Origin of the sequence: Paenibacillus gansuensis, assembly GCF_042684925.1 — a bacterium.
Classification (GTDB): Bacteria; Bacillota; Bacilli; order Paenibacillales; family DY6; genus Paenibacillus_N; species Paenibacillus_N gansuensis.
Map to the genome: position 1 here is coordinate 203,868 of NZ_JBHUME010000002.1, position 19,080 is coordinate 222,947.

The window sequence follows — 19,080 nt, forward strand, 5'->3', positions numbered from 1 at the left end:
ATCCGGCCTGCATAAGCGTTATTATAACATTTTGACACTAATCAGTTTCAACTCCGTCATCTCTTCAACGGCATATTTTACGCCTTCCCGTCCGATACCGCTGTCCTTCACACCGCCGTAAGGCATTTGATCCACACGAAATGTAGGGATATCATTAATCATGACGCCGCCAACCTCTATTTCCTCCGCGGCCCGCAAAGCAGTTTGCAGATTGTTGGTGTAAATGCCTGCCTGCAACCCGAAACGGGAATGATTTACCGCATCGATCGCCTCCGCTATTTCGTTGAACGGCTGGACGGTAACGACGGGACCGAAGACTTCTTGGCAAGACACAGAGGAGGACGGCGCCACGTTCGTGAGCACTGTCGGTAAGTATACCCCATCCTCTAACTTCCTGCCGCCGCACATAACAACCGCTCCCTCGATTACTGCAGCCTCTACCCATTCCGAGATGCGATCGGCCTCTTTCGGTGAAATCAAGGCAGATATATCCGTGTCCTCATCCAGTGGATTCCCGGTCCTCAGTTGTTCCGTTGCTGCAACAAATTTGCTCGTAAACTCTTCGTACCTGGTTTCCTGCACGTAAATCCGCTGTATTGAGATACAAACCTGGCCGCTGAACGAGAACGCCCCTGTTACGCAACGCCCTATCAACTCATCCGTTATTTCCGCGGATTCATCAATCATTAGAGCCGAGTTCGAGCCGAGCTCTAAGGTGACCCGTTTCAGGCCCGCTTTGCTCTTCATCGCAATGCCCACTTCAGGGCTGCCCGTAAAAGTGATCGCTGCGATCCGGTCATCCCTTACGAGCTTCTCGCCTACTATGGCTCCTTTGCCCGGGATAACGTTCAATGCCCCGGCGGGCAACCCGGCCTCCGAGAAGATTTCACCCAGCGCCAAGGCGCTCAAAGGGGTCTGGCCAGCCGGCTTCAGAACAACCGTATTCCCTGCCGCCAGCGCAGGCCCCACTTTGTGAGCCACCAAGTTAAACGGGAAGTTAAAGGGGGTAATCGCCCCTACCACACCGATCGGCTTGCGCTGCGTGAATGCAAGCCGGCCTTCGCCTCCCGGTGCCGCGTCGAGCGGCACCGTCTCGCCATGAATGCGTTTCGCCTCTTCGGCGGCGAACTTATAAGTCTGAATCGTCCGGGCGATCTCGGTACGTCCGGTCTTGACAGGCTTTGCTGCTTCCGAAGCCAGCAGCAAAGCCAGCTCTTCCTTACGCCGCTCCATAATCGCGGCTGCCCGCTCGAGAATGGCTGCCCGTTCATGAGCGGGCAGGCGGCGCATAACAGCTGCCGCTTCCCGGGCGGCTGTAATGGCATCGTCAACATCTTGCTCATCCGCCTGACCGATTGCCGCGATTCGCTCTCCTGTGTACGGAGACAACAGATCGCTGTAGCTCTTGGCTTCTTTCCACTCGCCGCCTATAAATAAATGTTTTCTCATGGTTTATACTCCAATCGATGATTTGGCCTCCGCTCGGGTAAGCTGTATCAAGTTTTCTCCAATAATAGAAAGGCCCTCCGCCAACTGCTCATCGGTGATAACGAGCGGTGTCAGAAACCGCAGCACATTGCCGTGTACCCCCGCGCTCAGCACGATCACGCCTGAAGCACAGCAAGCTTTCGTTAACGCCGCAATTAGTTCTTTACATGGCTTCCCGCTGCCAGGCTCCACAAACTCTACTGCGCACATGGCGCCTAGTCCGCGAATGTCCGCAATCTCCGGGACCTGCCCCCGCAAAGCGGTAAAATACCCGCAGATCTGCTGTCCAATCGCTTGGGCACGTTCAGCTAAGTTCTCCCTCTCCATCTTCTCAATCACGGCGAGGGCAGCCGCGCAGCCCAACGGGCTTCCGCCGTAGGTGCCGCCGATTTCCCCCGGCGCAGGCGAATCCATAATCTCCGCCCTGCCGGTGACTGCGCTAATGGGGACGCCTGCTGCTATGGATTTGGACATTGTAATCAGATCCGGCTCAATGCCGAAGCGAGTGCTTGCAAACATCGTTCCCGTACGGCCGAAACCGGTCTGGATTTCATCCGCAATAAACAGTATGCCGTGTTTACGGCACAGATCATAGATTCCTTGTACATAAGAAACAGGCGGGACGATAAAACCTCCCTCCCCCTGCACGGGTTCCATGATCACAGCCGCGATTTCCTCCGGAGCCGCCTCTGTGTATAGGAAGTCCTCAAACTGTCTGAGGCAAAAATCCGCATATTCCTGCTCGCTCATGGATAACGGTTTCTGAAACGGATAAGGGAAAGGCGCTTTATACGTTGCCGGAGCAAACGGCCCCATTCCGAATTTATATGGTTTCACCTTACTCGTGAGCGACATGCCCATCAAGGTGCGTCCGTGAAAACCTCTTGTAAAGGAGACAATCCCGCTTTTTCCAGTATACTTTCGTGCAATTTTCACTGCATTTTCTACGGCTTCGGCACCGCTGTTCAGAAACATAGTTTTTTTGGAAAATGTGCCGGGAGTCAGCTCCGCCAGCTTTTCGGCAAGCTGCACGTATGGTTCATACATAGCCACATGGAAGCAAGTGTGAATGAATCTCTCCGCTTGATCCTTGATGGCCGTTACGACTTCAGCCGGAGCATGCCCCACATTCAATGTCCCGATAGCTCCGGCGAAATCCAGGAATACATTTCCGTCTACGTCATAAATCAATGCGCCTTCCGCCCTCTCCGCGAAAACAGGGGTGTTATTCCCCACCCCCCGCGGCACATACCGATCTCTGCGCTGCATTAACTCCCTGGCCTTGGGCCCCGGAAAGGTATCTTTTACTGAAACATATTTCCTTGGGTATGCTGACATCTGCTATGCCCCCTTCCTGCATAATTAGCTCAAACTGATCGTGCCCAACACAGCTCTAAATTCAGCGATGACCCGGTCGGCCTGTTCATACGTAATGGTTAACGGCGGTTCAATCCGGATCGTCTTGGCGTTAATTAAAGTACCTGCTACAAGGACGCCATTGTCGAACAATCCCTTGGAAACCTCATAACCAATTTCATCCGTGGCAAATTCAATGCCGATTAACAGCCCTTTTCCGCGGATTTCCAGAACTTTATCCTCATAACCGACGGCCGCTTCACGCAGTCCCTTCATCATGTAGTCCCCTAACTCGGCCGCACGGGCAGGCAGGTTTTCTTCAATCAGAACGTTAAAAGTAGCGATCGCGGCCGCGCATGCCAGCGGATTCCCGCCGAACGTTGTCGTATGCATAAACGGGTTCGGGAAGAAGCTTTTGAACACTTCCTCAGTTGCGATCACCGCACCGGCCGGCATAATTCCTCCTCCGAACGCTTTAGCAAGACACATGATGTCAGGAACCACATCATAGTGTTCACAGCAGAACATTTTGCCTGTGCGCCCCATACCGGTCTGTACTTCATCAAAAATAAGCAGCGCGCCAAATTCATCGCACAGTTCACGGAGCTGTTTCAGGTACCCGTCCGGAGGCAGAATAACGCCGCCCTCGCCCTGGATCGGTTCAACCAGCACGCCTGCCACCTCTTCGCCTACCATCGCGCAGGCTTCCATCGTTTTGCGCATCATCTCGATATCCCCGAAATGGACATGCTTGAAACCCGGGATCATAGGCAAAAACGGCTTGCGGAACACCCCTTTGGCCGTACCGGACAGGGAGCCTAAGCTTTTGCCGTGAAACGCGCGGGTCGTTGCAATAAACGTTGTGCGGTTACTATACATTTTGGCAAGCTTTAGAGCTGCTTCCACCGTTTCCGTGCCGCTGTTGGCGAAGAAAGCATACTTCAGATCCCCAGGTGTAATATCCGCCACAATCTTCGCAAGAATGGCCCGGAGCGGATCCAATAGGTCCTGGCTGTGCAGAGCTTGACGGTTCAACTGGTTCGTTACCGCCTTGACCACTTTCGGATGGCGGTGGCCGACGTTGTAAATGCCGAACCCCCCTAAGCAATCAATATACTCTTTACCGTTGACATCCATAAAGCAATTCGGCCCGGAATCCTTCCATTCTACCGCTGCAAACTGGCCATCTAAGGTGACGGACTTCCGGTAGGCGAGAAAACCCGGATTGACATGATCCCTGAAATTGTTGACCGTTTCTTTCGTAATCCAGGCCGCTTCTTCCTGCGAAATGTCTTCTTTTTCAATCAAGTCCAATACCTTGTTGGTGTATTTAAATATGTCGGAGTACTTTCCCGTGATATGATTTCTACCCTGGGATGCTTGATGAGTTTCCGTTGTCATGGCGACGCCTCCAGATGTTTATTGTTCAAACCAGCCGATCGGCTGAACGTCTAAATTGATGTTGATTTGCTTTACTTCTTGGAACTCTTGCAGACCGAAAGTACCAAGGCCCCGGCCTATGCCGCTTTGCTTGTAACCGCCCCATGGAGCTTCATTGTACGTGTTGTGGTAGGTGTTAATCCAGGTGATGCCCGCCCTTACTTTCTTGATCACTCTAAGCGCCTTTGCGCCGTCGTTCGTAAACACCCCTGCAGCCAGCCCGTAAGGTGAATCATTGGCTACGCGAATCGCATCTGCCTCGTCAGTAAATGTCTGAATTACCAGTACCGGCCCAAAAATTTCCTCACGGACTATGCTCATCGAAGGTGTTGTATCTGTAAATATGGTCGGTTCAACAAAATAACCGCTGCCGAGACCTTCTTCAGTAAGACGGTTTCCGCCGCATACGAGCTTTGCCCCTTCTTCCTGACCTTGCCGGATGTAACCCAGCACTTTCTCCATATGCATCTCGCTGACCAGAGGCCCCATCTCTGTCCCTTCGGACAGGCCGGGACCTACTTTGATAGCCCTTGCCCTTTCTGCAAGGCGCTCTATAAAAGCATCATGTATGTTCTCTTGCAAAAGAAGCCGGGAGCCTGCCGAGCATACTTGGCCCTGATTGGCAAAGATGGCGAAAAGCGCATAATCGACTGCCAACTCCAGATCCGAATCCTCAAACACGATATTTGGCGACTTGCCCCCCAGCTCCAGAGAAATCTTCTTGATGTTCCCGGCTGCGGCCCTCATAATGCTGCGTCCGGTCACGGTCCCCCCGGTGAAGGAGACCTTGTCGACGAATTGGCTTTCGGCCAATTCATGCCCCACGGCAGCCCCCGCTCCCATGACCAGATTTGCCGTCCCTGGAGGCAGGCCTGCTTGTTCGAATATTTCAAACAATTTCACTGCGGTCACAGGGGTCATTTCGGAAGGCTTGAATACGACTGTATTCCCCGCAGCCAGAGCGGGAGCCAGTTTCCAGACGGCCATTAGCAGCGGATAATTCCAGGGAACAATCAGGCCGCAGACACCGACAGGTTCGTGGACTACGATCGTTTGGACGGGGTCGGCTACTTCGTAAGTCTGGCCTGAAGGCTTGGTAATCAGCCCTGCATAATACCTGAAGCACGCAGCAGCATCAGACAGGTCAATCTTCGTTTCACGAAGCGGTTTCCCGTTATCCAGGGTCTCCAGTACGGAAAGTTCTTCCGCCCGTTCATCTAATTTCCCGGCAATGTCGAATAAATAAGCTGCGCGCACCGCCGCAGGAAGATCACACCAGACTCCGGAATCGAAGGCTGCCCTTGCGGCCTGAATCGCAAGCTTGGCGTCTTCCGCACTTCCCTCCGCAGCATACGCAATCACTTCTCCGGTTGCCGGGTTTCGAACTTCCCTCTGTCTGCCGTCCAGCGCCTGGACCCATGTTCCATTTATGAACATGCTCAGATTCATCAACTGCCTCACACTCCCTGTTTGAAGGTTCATGGTAAGTAGTAGCAAAGTTCGTGCCAGTGCTGCATAATCACGAAAATCAGGCAGAATCTGGCTTCGCGCAGTGTAATTTATGCTGCAGTGCAATTGTTATGCAATTCTGCATAACTACTCCGAAAGCAGATTCCTTGTCTGTTGGGAACCATGCCGTTATGAATAAAAGCCGCCTTCCATGGTTGGAAAGCGGCTTCTCCTTATTGCTCTTTAATATGGGTGAGGAACATGCCTGCAATGACGGAGTCGCCCGCCGAAACCTCCAGTTGTTCGGCCTCTCCCCCGACCGGGGCGACAATGTGGTGGGTAATGCCCTCTGCTTGAAGGGCGAACAACACGGCCCCTAGTTCCACCGATTCCCCTTGTTTCACATAGATCCGCTCGATAATCCCGGCAAACGGTGCGATTACATTATACCGTAAGTCCAATCTCCTCTCCCCTCCCTTCCCGTTCCATCATCTCTTGGTATTTGCGGCTGATGGTAGACTGGCTTACGCCCAGCACTTTTGCCGCCATGGAAGTGGTCTTGTACTCTTCCATAGCAGCTTTAATCAGCTGTTCTTCCAGTGCTTTCATTGCCTTTTTTAACGGAAGCACTTGACGGTCTTTGATCGGAGCGCCGGACGACTTCCCTCTCTTTAACAAAGGTGTGATCTGAGAAGCTTCAATGAGCTCTTCATCTGTGGTTACGGAAACCCGTTCGATAATGTTCTGCAGCTCGCGCACGTTGCCCGGCCATGAATAGGACTCCAGAACGTCCAACGCGTCTTGGGATAATTGATTGTTACGTTCATATTTCTCATTAAATTTCTGAAGAAAGTGCAGGCTTAACAAGGGAATATCCTCGGGCCGCTCACGCAAAGCTGGAATTTGAATCGGTATCACATTCAGCCGGTAGAATAAATCTTCCCGAAAGGTTCCGTCTTCGACCATCTTCTCCAAATCTTTATTCGTAGCGGCAATGATCTGTACGTCGATCGTCACTACCTCTGTGCTGCCCACGGGGACAATCTCCCTCTCTTGAAGCGCGCGCAGCAGTTTCACTTGCAAATTCAGCGGCAGCTCGCCAATCTCATCCAGAAACAGTATCCCTTTGTTCGCCATCTGAAAGTAACCCGGCTTACCCGATGCGTTTGCGCCGGTAAAAGCCCCTTTCACGTAACCGAACAATTCGCTTTCAAGCAATGCTTCGGGAATAGCCCCGCAGTTTACTTTAACGAATGGCTTGCTGCTGCGCGGCCCGGCTTCCGAGATACAGCGGGCGAACACCTCTTTGCCTACACCGGATTCTCCCGTCAGCAGAACTGTAGAAGAGACATTCGCTACTTTTTGGATATATCTCATTACTTTGTCAATCTTGTCGCTGACATATATAACTTGCCGGTGGCCGTTATAGCTTTTCTGATCCCGCAGATGGTCCAGTTCCTTTTTATACCGCTCGGACATTTTCTTTGCATGGCGCAATTCCTCTTTTAAAAGCACCGTTTCCGTAATGTCCCTCAAAGCGATGACGATGCGTTCCATCTTACCTGTTTCGTCATACACCGGATTGCCGACGGCCAAGACGTTCTTGCCCGAGCGGCTTTCCTGAGTTACCGAGACTTTGCGCTTGCGTTCAATGACCATTTTCACTATCGAAGTAAAAAAGCTGCCTTCCCGCTCATGCTCCATTAGGTTGGTGCCGATCACCGGCCCATGCTGGAACTCCCAAAAGTCGGTAATGAGCTTGCCGCTGTAGCGCAGCAGGATGCCCTGATCGTCCACTACAAGAATCTCGTCGTAAATAGACGACAGGATCGCCTGCAAGTCCATGTTGAGGTTCTTTACATATTCCAATTCCATAGCCATACCCTCGATATAGGGCAGATCCTGCAGAACTATGATAACCCCGGTAACATGGCCGTGGCTGTTGCGGATCGGTCCGAAATCCGCCAGAACGCCAATCCGTTCATTGACGATAATATGATTTAAGATGACCTCGCCGTTCAAGATAACCTTATCGAATATTTCCCGGTCCAACAGCTCTCCGGCATGCTCTTTACGCAGTTCATCCGGCTCAAATCGGATCATCCGAAGCGTCTCGGAGCTGAAGTTCTCGATTCTGCCGTGCAGGTCGGCAATTATGATTCCCATAGGAATAGAGTGCAGCAGCGACCGGATCCAATCCGATCCGGTCGACTGTTCGGTGAGCAGAAAATACAGAATGTCCTCACGTCGAAGATAACTGCTCTGCATACCCGTGTCCGATTCAAGCACGACAAGTTCTTCCCCGAACAATTTAAAGAAATCCAACATATCCGCGCCGTGCTGCAGGGACGTCAAACGAGTTTGATAGGGCAAGGCAGAAACTTTACGGGCCATCCATTCCTCTTGATTTACATAAGGCATCATATCCGTGTTTCGGATGTAAGCAGCCAATTTCCCCTTCTGGTGAATATCCTCAACAAACACATAAGGCTCATTGCAACGGGACATCAGCGTCCAGACTTCTTCCGCCGTGGAATTGAAAGTAACGGTGTAGACGGTTCTGCCAAACCATTTCGTAGACATGCTTTCTTTTCCTCCTGTTTGCCTGATTGCCTTAAGTATACCGCATAGGATACCATGCATGAATGGTTTTCCTCAGTCGTATTACTTGCTATGTTTCGTTGTCTTCAAGTTCAGGGCGATGTGAGCCGCAAATTCATGAACCAGTGTGGCTGCCAGAAGCGACGTCACCTGAGAAGGATCATACCCCGGGAGGACTTCCACCACATCAAATCCGACATAGTTAAGACCGCTGAGGCTCCGCACTAAATCTAACGTCTCTGAGCTGGTGAATCCGCCCACCTCGGGGGTTCCGGTACCAGGCGCAAAAGCGGGATCGACAAAGTCGATATCAAAACTGAGAAAACAAGGGGTATCTCCAATCTTCTCTTTGATTTGCAGGATGACCTCTTCAAGTCCGCGGCGGCGGATTTCTTGCGTAGTAATCAAGTTGTAGCCCAATTCATAACTGGCATCCACATCTCCCGGATGATTAAGAGTACCGCGGATTCCTACTTGAAACACTTGATCCGGTATGACTAGCCCTTCCTCATAGGCACGAATGAACGTCGATCCGTGCCAGTATTTCTCCTCATAATAAGTATCCCATGTGTCCGTATGGGAATCGAATTGGATTAAAGCTACTGGCCCGTACTTCTTAGCCAGGGCACGCAGCGTGGACAAGGTTATGGAGTGATCGCCGCCAAGACCGATCGGGATGATGCCTTCCGCAATCAATTCCGCAACGCTGGCCTCCATCAACTCATAACTGCGGTGAATATTATGCGGAATGACCGACACATCCCCTACATCAATGGCTTTGGCATCCTCAAAGGGGTATACCTGGTGAATGGGATGATAAGGAAACAAGAGCATCGACCCTTGGCGGATCGCCTGAGGGGCGAAACGAGCGCCTACCCGAAAAGACGCCGCTGTATCAAACGGCATTCCGATGATCGCTATTCGAGCCCCTTCCCGTGCTGCAGGCAGCCGCATAAAGGAGCCTGTCGTACAGAACTCCGGCTTCACATCCGGCGTTAAAGGATATTGCATGAATATGCTCCTCCGATTCCTTTATAAATTTTCGTCGAACGTATCCCGGGCAGGCAGTTTTGATGAAAACACTCGTGTTGAATATAACAGATAGATGATACCGAGCACCGTCCAGCCTAGCCCCAGCAGGAGGGACGGTCTCTCCAAATTGCTCCACAAGAAGACAATAAACGCTGTACCCAGCACGGGGACGGCTACATAATTCAACACTGCCTTAGGTCCTCGCGCTTTCCCCTGAATGACATAATGAAAAATGACGGATAAGTTGACTGCGGTAAAGGCGGTTAAAGCTCCAAAATTGATAAATTGAATCGCTGTCGATAAATCAAGAAATAACGCGGTTAAACAGAAACCGCCAATAATGATTACATTAAGAACAGGTGTCCGATATCGTGCTGATAATACCCCGAACACTCGCTTAGGCAGCACATCTTCCCGACCCATTGCATATAGCAGCCTGGATGCGCTCATATGCGAAGCGATGCCGGAAGCTACAGTGGAAGCGACGGCTCCAGCCAGGAAGATGGCTTGGAACAAGCTGCCGCCCAGAATATAGGCGATTTCCGGGGAAGCGGCTTCGGGATCCTGGAACTGTGATACATCCGGAAAGAGCAGTGAAGCCAGGTAACCGACCGTGATGAAGATGCCTCCCCCGATAAGGCTAACCCAGTAGATGCTGAGAGGTATGGTTTTCTTCGGATCGGCAGTCTCTTCGGTATAGGTCGTTACCGCGTCAAAGCCAAGGAAGGAAAAGCACAGGATAGAAGCGCCTGCGAGCAAAGCGGACATGGACATATTGTCGCTCGCGAACGGTGCAAACGTAAACGAGGCTTCTGAACCACCCCACAATTTGCTGAGCACCAATGCAATAAAAATACCGACAACGGCGAATTGAAAGTAAACCAGAACCGAGTTAAAATTGGCAACAATATTATTGCTTCTCACGTTCACAAGCGTTAGTAACAAAGTCATCGCGATCACCCACACCCAGCCGGGGACGCCTGGAAACGCGGATCCTAGATAAATTTTGCCCAAAAGCACATTGATCATAGGCAGGAAGATGTAGTCCAGCATAGCAATCCATCCGACCATAAAACCTGCTTTCTCGTGAATCGCTTTCCGTGCATACGTATAGGCGGATCCTGCTACAGGATAAGCGCGTACCATATGTCCGTAACTGACTGCTGTAAACATAATGGCGATTAGCGTAAGCAGATAGGCGGCCGGCACATGACCGTCTGTAACCCCTGTCACGATACCGTACGTATCAAAAACCGTGGTGGGCGTCATGTAGCCAAGACCCAAAATAATGATATGACTGAGCTTAAGCGACTTTCTTAACGTAACCGGTTCGTTAACACCTGTTTGCATAGATCAGTCTCCTTTACATTCATCTCATGATTACATGAGCAAAATATGTGCCAATCCATAAATAGCATCAGATGTATAGTTAAAGGGCTGCTTTTAGTCAATTTCGCTATGCAAAACTAAATGAACTAGTCATTTTTGCATAATCGGCGGATTCAAAAAAGCTGCCGGAACATTGTGCCGGCAGCTTCTCTGTTATTTCAATTCTTTTGTCATAAACGCACTATAAGGATCCTCCGCATAATCTCCAAACGGTCCGCAGTACTCGAAGCCGAAGTTTTCGTACAGCTTTCTAGCAGGCTCGAATGCCTCCATCGACCCGGTTTCCAGGCTCAATCGCTTATATCCGCGCTGCTTAGCCTCTTCGATAATATGTTCCATCATGCGCCTGGCGACACCTTTGCGAAGATGGGCCGAAGCGGTCCGCATCGATTTAATCTCACCATGGCTGCCGTCCAGTTCTTTGACCGCCCCGCAGCCGAGAAGCTCCTGTTGATCCCAAATGGTCCAAAACGTCACATCCGGACTCCGCAGTCCGTCCAAATTCAGCGCATGCACGCTTTCCGGCGGAGAATGTAGGTGCATGCTTTGCAGATGCTCCGTAATTAATCCGATAATTTCGGGTCCTGTCACATCATCGCGTTTGATTTCCAACCGAAACACCCCTAATCCAATGCTGTTTAGATGTATTTTATTATACTTGCGTTACTCTTCAATCGTCCAGCTCTACCAGCCAGGCGGCTTATATCGATAACACAGCTCCCCTTGGAAGGTGTACTTTTTTGAAAATACCATCGTTTCCTTCAGGTAACTTTGGTACTTTATGATCTCACTGTCGCGGAACATAATCATCCAAAAGTAATCAAAGAGAAAGGTCTCCGTTAAGTTAAACAGCGCTTGAATGACGTTTTCAGACACTTGCTGGGGATTAACTAGTTCGAAGTTAAACAGCTCAACGACATTGAATGGAGGAATTGAATCCCATGAATCAAGCCGTTCATTTCCGGTCGCGCACGATCCCATGATTTAATTTATCGATCTGTAATAAATGACACACTCTGGTGACGATCATTGTTTCCTCCTATTTACCAACATCTTTCTTAACGTACATATAGCAAAATATCATCGCACTAAGCAGTATACAGCTCCACAGCAGAACCTGCCAGTTGATCTGCGTTCTTCCTTTGTATGGACCGTTGTAATCGGCTCGGATGAAGGAGTTGCCGCCTTTTTTGATGGCGATTTGTTCTTTGTCGGTCTTCCCTTTGATGCTGTAATATTCCGTGCCTTTTGGAAAGGTATTTGAAAAATTGCCTGAGTAGGTGCCTTCTACATCTGAATAGGAAGTTACCTCGCTACTTTGGTGCCAATTTGACTGGCGTTGATCTGCTGATCGGTTACAATGTAGCTTTTTCCATCATTAACGACAATTTTGTGTGCCCAATCCGCAAAAGCCGTTCCATCAATAGACCAGGTTCCCCAAAGTACCAACATGAGCAGAACTAAACGATTTACCAAATAAAGCACCCCCTGTTATAACACTTTTGACGGAGTACCTGTTCGTATAGTTGCTGGGGTTTTTCATTCTTGACCCGGCACCACATTTTATGTTTGTTTATGCAAATTAGAAAGCGGGGGATTTCGGCGACCTGGCGCCATCGTACTTATATCTCATCGGTGGCGGTTCATTTTCATCCGGATTCGTACTATTTTACGGTTGGGCTAATTGCATGGCAAAGAATTCACGCCGACCATTTTCACGGGGAGAACGGAGCGCCCTATCAAGCCGGCGGTTACAATTGCATGACATGAGCGAATAGCTGAGACCTTTTCAGGCCATGGCAAACCGAACAATCGAGCACTTCGGTTTTTTACATAGACAGGTTGTCTTTTCACCATTTTAGGTTGCAAAAGCCGCTTTTGAATTACGCCTAGTCTCAAGTAAAATCATTTATGAAGGCGCTTTCAATAATAAGATGAAAGGTGTTGAATTTATGAGAAAGAAACATCCGCTACAAATTCTTCTTGTATTCACCATGCTGTTCTCTATGTTCAGTGTATCCGGTATTGCTACGGGAGCAGCAACCTCTAATTTCTACAATATTGTTAAAGCGGATGGTGCAGACCCCTCCGTCTGGAAACATACGGACGGTTATTACTATTCTACTGTAACAACCGGGGGAAATGTAACTCTATGGAGATCCAAATCCATTTCCAATCTTTACACCGACCCTGGAAAGGTCATCTGGACTCCTGCTTCCGGAACCATGTACAGCAGCAATATCTGGGCACCGGAAATTCAGTACATCAACAATGCCTGGTACGTCTATTTCGCTGCTGACAACGGAAATAACAACAATCACCGCATGTATGCTTTGGAAAACACATCGTCCGACCCATTCAGCGGTACGTGGAATTTTAAAGGAAAAGTAGCGGATCCGAACAACGACCGCTGGGCTATTGACGGGGTCGTGCTGCAGAACGGCAGCAGCCTGTATTTCATATGGTCAGGCTGGGAAGGTACAGTGAATGATTACCAGAACATTTATATCGCACCGATGAGCAATCCTTGGACTATTAGCGGAAGCCGCGTGAAAATCGCCTCCCCCGTCTATTCCTGGGAAACAAACACGACGCCTCGGGTGAACGAAGGCCCGCAAGCCTATATCCGCAACGGTAAGGTCAATTTGCTCTATTCGGCGAGCGGCAGCTGGACGAACGGCTATTGTCTCGGTCTGGTGACGGCTAACGCTTCAAGCAATTTGCTTCTGGCATCCAGCTGGTCGAAACAATCTTCGCCTATTTTCCAAAGTGCGAACGGCGTCTACGGTCCCGGCCATAACGCACTGGTTCAATCCCCTAACGGAACGGAAAACTGGAATATCTATCATGCGGCACGTTGGGATGGAGCCAGTTGGACACGCAGCGTGAGAGCGCAAAAATTTACTTGGAATGCAGACAACACGCCGAATTTGGGATCCCCGGTATCCCCTAACTCTCCAATTGCCCTAGCAGCAGGAGATTCCGCGCATGACCGGTACGAAGCGGAACAAGCAGTAGTGCACAACGCTCAAATTCAGACTCTGTCCAATACTTCCGGCGGTCAGGGTGTCGGGCATATTGACTTTTCCGACAGCTATGTAGAATTTACAGTGAATGTACCGACTGCAGGTAAGTACAGAATGACGGTAAGGTACGATAACGGTTCCAACGGGTGGTCTTCCCACCAACTTTCTATCAACGGTGGAGCGGGTACAACTCTTGACTACCCTGATACCAAATGGGGCAATTGGAGTAATGCGCATGTGGCGATCCAGTTGAATGCAGGGAATAATACGATACGGTTTACCAAAGGCTCGAATTACGCCCAAATTGACTGCATCGACATCGCGCCCAATTAACCTTCTGCGAACCTCCGTACCATACGGGGGTTCTTTTTCATTTTTCTATATTCCCTGGGCGTTATGCCAACAATCGCTGCGAAGCCCTTGGTGAAATTACTGGAATCTATAAAACCGCAGCGTTCCGCAATCATCCGGATTTCCTCCTGTGAGTCCTCAAGCAGCTGCCTTGCGGCATCGATGCGCCATTTCATCAAGTACACATGCGGTGTGCAGCCGAATGCGTGTTTAAATACTTTAGAAATATAATTTTGATGAAAATGAAATTCGGCTTCCAAATCACGGTAGGTGATCGGCTGCCTATACCTCTCCTGCAAATAAGCCGCGATCCGGTGGGCCAGCGTATTCGGGATGAAGTTCGTCTCGGCTCCTTCGGTTACGGCTATGGACAACAGCAGCTTTTGAAACAAATATTGCTGCTTGAATTTCCTCTGGTTATCTAACGTATAATTTAATGCCACCAGTTCACGAAACAGCCAGCCCATAGATACCGTATCACGGACTTTTATACTTCTTGGAATGACTACCTGGTAAGTACTCTGGTTATTGAGCTGATCATCCTTATAAGCTTGCCGGACAGGCGGCACATTCACCAGCGAATCAACTTCCATCCATAACCCCGGCGCGTGAAAATGCACCCAGTAGTAAAAAGTACTCCTGCGGCACCCTGCAGGACCGCCGTGCGCCCGGTCAGGCCGCAAAATCAGCAATTCGCCGCCGCTCAGCTCCCATTCGTTGTCTCCTTCACGGATCGGCATAACCCCGTCCTCAACATAAAGCAAATCAAATACGCCGATGGGCTCCCTCGTCACATGGGCTTTCCCCGCAGGCATCAGATCTTCCCAGCCTGCAATAAAATGCGGAACGGGCGGGCAAGTAAAAACAAAATATGACAGCTTCTTCACCCCATTGTAACTACGCTAAATCCACCTGGTAAAAGGCTTTCTAACTAAAGGAATCTGATTAACTGCCCCCCATTGCTTGAGCTGTTGAACAGCGGGATCATCCGGCTGCACGAAGCGGAAACACAGCTTTACGGGAACGATCCGTTTGTCGTGCAGCCGAATGCCATACTCCTCCCGAAAATATCCCTGAATACGGATTTCCGCAATCTCCTTAGCCTGCAAATCGACACCGTTCACGATCAAGCTATGATCCTGGAACACCAGCTCCCCGGATGGCTGCAGACCTAGATAAATGGAACCGGACAGCAAGCAACCATATAGAATTAAAACTACAATAGTGCCAATAAACAATAGGAAGGGATGATGGCGGTCAATGTAATTGAAGTTCATATAGGAAAATAAAATCACCTGCAAAGCCGCCAAACTAACTACCAGCCAACTAAAAGGATACTTAATAGCATGTCTACCCGGCTCCATAAAAGCACACCCTTTGACTAAAGATACCTCAAAATTTACCATATTAAGGAATATTATGAAAGTGTGCCTGGACCTAAATTGAACTAGATTTCTTTGCGGCCTCCCGCCGTTACCCAGCCGATCAAAGCGAGACCCAGCATAGGAACCGTTAGTGTAATCGGGTTAAAAGGAGCCTGCAGCATATCTCGAGAACTGCCGAGCCCGGCTAGAAGAAGCAGCAGCAATCCAATGATGTTCAGCAGGTGAACCCGCCGAGATCGGTGCAACACAGCCAGGATAATCCCCCAAGCCGCCTCGGCGCCCCCGAGCACGGTAACGAGGAACGCTTCTTTTCCCGGAAACATGCCAGTCTTCTGCATCAAAGCGATCTCCCCGCTGTCCGGAAACAGGAGTTTCGGCACGATACCGACATAGAGCCAGACCAGGACAAGAAATCCAACGGCCAGGTAATGAACGATTGTGAACGGATCCCATTTATTATCCTTCATATACGCCGTCCTCTCCTTTCCATTCATCGATAAACTTGCGTTGAATCTCCGGAGTCCGCCACAGGCATACGTCTTGTGTTCCAAACCAACGATACCGGTTGCGGGCAACCATATTGTATACCGCATCCCGCACAAAGCGCGGCACAACAAGGAAGAAGACTGCTAGACGCCAAGCACCGCCTAATCCCTGCAGCACACGAAGCGCAGCCGCCGAGCGCATATACATTCTGTCACCCCGTACAAGGACGAAGCTGTCCATCCGGCCGGGTTCCTCCCCATGCTCCTTCAGCAGCCGCTGTCCTGTCTGCGATTGCAAAGCGGCAAACCGGAACCGGTCCTCCCGGTCCCGGGCTATGACAAACCGGGTTACATGAGCGCATAGCATACATTCGCCGTCGATGAGAAGCAAATCATGTTCCTTCATATTGTGTAACCACCTGCTTTCTTCCCCTGCCTCTGCTCTTAAAGCAAGTATACCCCTAAGGTGATCCGGTGTTCAGTCCTATCTTCTATAGGCCCTTTCTCTTCACTTTCTCTACGGCCTCTTTGCCGCTGCGTACGCCGAGCTTTTTGAGCAGTTTGTTCATCTGGTTCTTGATCGTGCTTTCGGTTTTGAACAGCTTCCTTTGAATCTGCGGCTTCGTGTACCCCTCTTCCAGCAGCTCGAATACTTCCCGCTCCGCAGCCGTTAAAGGAGCCAGCTGTTCCTCCCGCTTAAGCCTGCCAAATTCCCTGATCAATATTTCCATGGGAGACCCGTCCGTCACCGCCGAACGAATGGCGGCGGGCAGCTGACGATAGTCGGTTTTGCGCACATAATTGACGGCCCCTGCTGTGAAAGCCCGGGTGATCACCTGCTCGTCTTCCAGTGACGTCAGCATGATGATTTTGACCGGCCGGATCTCGCTCATGTCCACGGCCAGCCTTATCCCCTCCAACCCGCCGCTTCCCAACTGGATGTCCATCAGCACCACTTCTGCTTCAACTGTGGAGAACAGCGCTAACGCAGAATCCCGGTCCGCCGCTGTTCCAACCAGCTTCAAATCTCCCTCCCGCTCCAAAAACGACAACATGGCTGAAGCCCAATCAGAATCGTCCTCCACCAAAATCACGCGTACAGGCTTCATTCACTCCTCACCTCCAGGTTACTATGGATTACCAGCTTGCCTGGAAACAACAGACTGGCAGTCGTTCCCTGCCCCTCTTTGCTGACAATTTGAAGCTCTCCGCCTATGCGGTTCATCACATTGTATACATAAGTAAGGCCTAGTCCGAAGTTGCCGTTTCTGTTTTTGGTTGTGAAAAAAGGCTCCGCAGCCGCACCCACCAAATGTTCCGGTATCCCGCTCCCCGTATCTGTCAGCTCCAGCATCACATAACCGCTAAACTCTTGAATAGAAATCGTGAGAATACCCCCTCCCGGCATCGCCTCAACGGCATTGCGCAGCAGGTTGCCAACGGCTTCCTTCAAGTGCACCCTGTCTGCTTGGAGAACCGGATCTGCTCTGAAGTCTGAAACAGCCTCAATCCGGCCTTTTGCCAACAAAGACTGATGCTCTTGCAGCATTTCCTCAACCAATACGGACAATGAAACAGGTCCCGGCTCCATAACCAGTTCCTGGGCTTGACGATGAATTCGGTCCGCCATGGCGCGCATATGTTCAGCTGCATGGGAAATGATCCGCAGCGACTCACGAACGGCCGGCTCCTCCCCGTGCTTCCCTAGCGAGGCCTTTAGATTGTCGGTGCTGATAGAGATTTTGCCGATTTCGTTTTTGATTGTATGATTCAGCATAGACGTTCCGGAACTGACCGCCTTCAATGCCATTTCCATGCTTTCCCGTTCCATCCGGAGCCGAACGCCCAGGACTCCCGTCCGGAACGCGAACCACAGCCCCGCCGCAAACGAAAACCCTACAAACACGGCTACATAAGGAAAGAATAGAAAATCGGGACGAAACACACGCGTTACATTAATAAAGAATAGGACGGCAAGGAGAGTCGGTATCAGCAAAAGAGCTGCAATTCCGCGTTTCTTTTTCAGCAAAGGCTTGCTCTCCCGAAGATAAGCACGGAGTAACAGGATACAGGTGGAAACGTAGTAGACTCCGGCCCAGGCCAAAATCAGACCGAACGGCAGCCGGAAGTCCTCAGCTGCAAAAGTAAATACAGCGGTTAGCGGAACGGGTAAGAGCAGAAGCACCCCTGCTTTGATCAGCCGGTTTTCCGGCATGCAAGTACAGGAATTTAAGGCATACATGAGCACGCTGTATGGAGTCAGGGTATGATTCAAAAAGGTCATCACGGCATAGGCGTTCCTATACCTCTCCGGGGTATGTATCAATTCAGCCAGTCCTCCAAGGGAGGCGGATACCAGAAAGAAGGCCAGCCAACGGGTAGTACATGACCGGGGATCGTTTCCTGCAACGACCGCCGCGGCTGCAAGCAAAGACAGAAAGTACAGCAGCATGGAGGAGCCCTCCGTTACATCGTTGGATTCAAGTACATTCATCGTAGCATATTTTGAACAGGCGGATAAGCGGGAAACATCGTGCAGGGATTGACACGGTGCGACTCTGGGTAATATATGGAGAATAATAAAGAGAAGGACGTGAGGACACATGGATCAATCTAATTTGCAGCATCGCATTATGCAGGCAATGGACCGCAATCCTGTATGTTCATTTGCTACCGTTGAGGGAAATCGCCCGAAAGTCCGTTATATGATGCTATTTCATGAACAAATGACCGTATATTTAGCTACAGACCGGAAAACGCATAAAGTGGAGGAACTTGAAGCCAATCCGCATGTGCATCTTCTTTTTGGCATGGACAAAGAGACTGTCTCCCTCGAAGGAACCGGCAAAGTCAGCGATGATCCGGAACTGCGCAGCAAAATTTGGAACCGGGAGTTTGAACATTGGTTCAGCGGCCCGGACGATCCGGATTATGTCGTTTTGGTAATTACCCCATCCAGGGTTGAGTTTTCCGACAAGGACATGAATCTGGAAGTGTGGGAAGGGTAACGAGTACACGGCAAAATGGATCACGGGGCTCCTGCGGCAAGAACCTGCTGCGGGAGCTTTTTTCTGTTAT

At 50.4% G+C, this 19,080-nt stretch carries 18 protein-coding genes; 2 read left to right on the forward strand and 16 right to left on the reverse strand.

Annotated features, from left to right (window positions below; all coding sequences use genetic code 11):
• Window positions 1–21: 21 nt before the first annotated feature.
• The 10 genes from ACFSUF_RS01155 to ACFSUF_RS01200 form a co-directional block, all read right to left on the reverse strand.
• Window positions 22–1,449, reverse strand: a complete 1,428-nt coding sequence (locus ACFSUF_RS01155; RefSeq protein ID WP_377599284.1) for an aldehyde dehydrogenase family protein — start codon at window positions 1,447–1,449, stop codon at window positions 22–24.
• Window positions 1,450–1,452: 3 nt separating this feature from the next.
• Complete coding sequence (gene gabT, locus ACFSUF_RS01160; RefSeq protein WP_377599286.1) at window positions 1,453–2,826, reverse strand: 4-aminobutyrate--2-oxoglutarate transaminase; 1,374 nt, start codon at window positions 2,824–2,826, stop codon at window positions 1,453–1,455.
• Window positions 2,827–2,850: 24 nt separating this feature from the next.
• On the reverse strand, window positions 2,851–4,245 hold the full coding sequence (locus ACFSUF_RS01165) for a putrescine aminotransferase (RefSeq protein WP_377599288.1): 1,395 nt from the start codon (window positions 4,243–4,245) through the stop codon (window positions 2,851–2,853).
• 18 nt (window positions 4,246–4,263) lie between these two features.
• The gene (locus ACFSUF_RS01170; RefSeq protein WP_377600199.1) at window positions 4,264–5,733 is read right to left on the reverse strand and encodes an aldehyde dehydrogenase family protein; all 1,470 of its coding nucleotides are present in this window, start codon (window positions 5,731–5,733) and stop codon (window positions 4,264–4,266) included.
• 233 nt (window positions 5,734–5,966) lie between these two features.
• Window positions 5,967–6,194, reverse strand: a complete 228-nt coding sequence (locus ACFSUF_RS01175) for a biotin/lipoyl-containing protein (RefSeq protein WP_377599289.1) — start codon at window positions 6,192–6,194, stop codon at window positions 5,967–5,969.
• Window positions 6,178–8,316 (reverse strand): sigma 54-interacting transcriptional regulator, encoded by a 2,139-nt coding sequence (locus tag ACFSUF_RS01180; RefSeq protein WP_377599290.1) that lies wholly within the window; start codon window positions 8,314–8,316, stop codon window positions 6,178–6,180. Before ACFSUF_RS01180 ends, ACFSUF_RS01175 begins: the two co-directional genes overlap by 17 nt.
• Window positions 8,317–8,397: 81 nt before the next feature.
• On the reverse strand, window positions 8,398–9,345 hold the full coding sequence (speB, locus tag ACFSUF_RS01185) for an agmatinase (RefSeq protein WP_377599292.1): 948 nt from the start codon (window positions 9,343–9,345) through the stop codon (window positions 8,398–8,400).
• Window positions 9,346–9,366: 21 nt separating this feature from the next.
• Window positions 9,367–10,716: an APC family permease gene (locus tag ACFSUF_RS01190; RefSeq protein ID WP_377599294.1), complete on the reverse strand. Its 1,350-nt coding sequence runs from the start codon at window positions 10,714–10,716 to the stop codon at window positions 9,367–9,369.
• A gap of 192 nt (window positions 10,717–10,908) precedes the next feature.
• Complete coding sequence (locus ACFSUF_RS01195) at window positions 10,909–11,367, reverse strand: GNAT family N-acetyltransferase (RefSeq protein ID WP_377599296.1); 459 nt, start codon at window positions 11,365–11,367, stop codon at window positions 10,909–10,911.
• Between the two features lie 693 nt (window positions 11,368–12,060).
• Window positions 12,061–12,231, reverse strand: coding sequence for a hypothetical protein (locus ACFSUF_RS01200; RefSeq protein ID WP_377599298.1), 171 nt, complete (start codon window positions 12,229–12,231; stop codon window positions 12,061–12,063).
• Between the two features lie 476 nt (window positions 12,232–12,707).
• On the opposite strand from ACFSUF_RS01200, the gene ACFSUF_RS01205 reads away from it, so the two are divergent.
• A complete protein-coding gene (locus tag ACFSUF_RS01205; protein WP_377599300.1) occupies window positions 12,708–14,114 on the forward strand; it encodes a family 43 glycosylhydrolase in 1,407 nt (468 codons plus the stop codon).
• Here the strand turns inward: ACFSUF_RS01205 and ACFSUF_RS01210 are convergent.
• From ACFSUF_RS01210 to ACFSUF_RS01235, 6 genes are all read right to left on the reverse strand, one after another.
• Window positions 14,111–15,019, reverse strand: coding sequence for an AraC family transcriptional regulator (locus ACFSUF_RS01210; RefSeq protein WP_377599301.1), 909 nt, complete (start codon window positions 15,017–15,019; stop codon window positions 14,111–14,113). The two genes, ACFSUF_RS01205 and ACFSUF_RS01210, sit on opposite strands and share 4 nt — an antisense overlap.
• A gap of 15 nt (window positions 15,020–15,034) precedes the next feature.
• Window positions 15,035–15,496, reverse strand: a complete 462-nt coding sequence (locus ACFSUF_RS01215; RefSeq protein ID WP_377599303.1) for a hypothetical protein — start codon at window positions 15,494–15,496, stop codon at window positions 15,035–15,037.
• An 83-nt stretch (window positions 15,497–15,579) separates the two neighbouring features.
• Window positions 15,580–15,984 (reverse strand): DoxX-like family protein, encoded by a 405-nt coding sequence (locus ACFSUF_RS01220; protein ID WP_377599305.1) that lies wholly within the window; start codon window positions 15,982–15,984, stop codon window positions 15,580–15,582.
• On the reverse strand, window positions 15,974–16,408 hold the full coding sequence (locus ACFSUF_RS01225) for a thiol-disulfide oxidoreductase DCC family protein (RefSeq protein WP_377599306.1): 435 nt from the start codon (window positions 16,406–16,408) through the stop codon (window positions 15,974–15,976). Before ACFSUF_RS01225 ends, ACFSUF_RS01220 begins: the two co-directional genes overlap by 11 nt.
• A gap of 85 nt (window positions 16,409–16,493) precedes the next feature.
• On the reverse strand, window positions 16,494–17,111 hold the full coding sequence (locus ACFSUF_RS01230; protein ID WP_377599308.1) for a response regulator: 618 nt from the start codon (window positions 17,109–17,111) through the stop codon (window positions 16,494–16,496).
• Complete coding sequence (locus ACFSUF_RS01235) at window positions 17,108–18,454, reverse strand: sensor histidine kinase (protein ID WP_377599310.1); 1,347 nt, start codon at window positions 18,452–18,454, stop codon at window positions 17,108–17,110. The genes ACFSUF_RS01230 and ACFSUF_RS01235 overlap by 4 nt, the downstream gene beginning before the upstream one ends.
• 151 nt (window positions 18,455–18,605) lie before the next feature.
• On the opposite strand from ACFSUF_RS01235, the gene ACFSUF_RS01240 reads away from it, so the two are divergent.
• Window positions 18,606–19,010: a pyridoxamine 5'-phosphate oxidase family protein gene (locus ACFSUF_RS01240; RefSeq protein ID WP_377599312.1), complete on the forward strand. Its 405-nt coding sequence runs from the start codon at window positions 18,606–18,608 to the stop codon at window positions 19,008–19,010.
• Window positions 19,011–19,080: the final 70 nt, after the last annotated feature.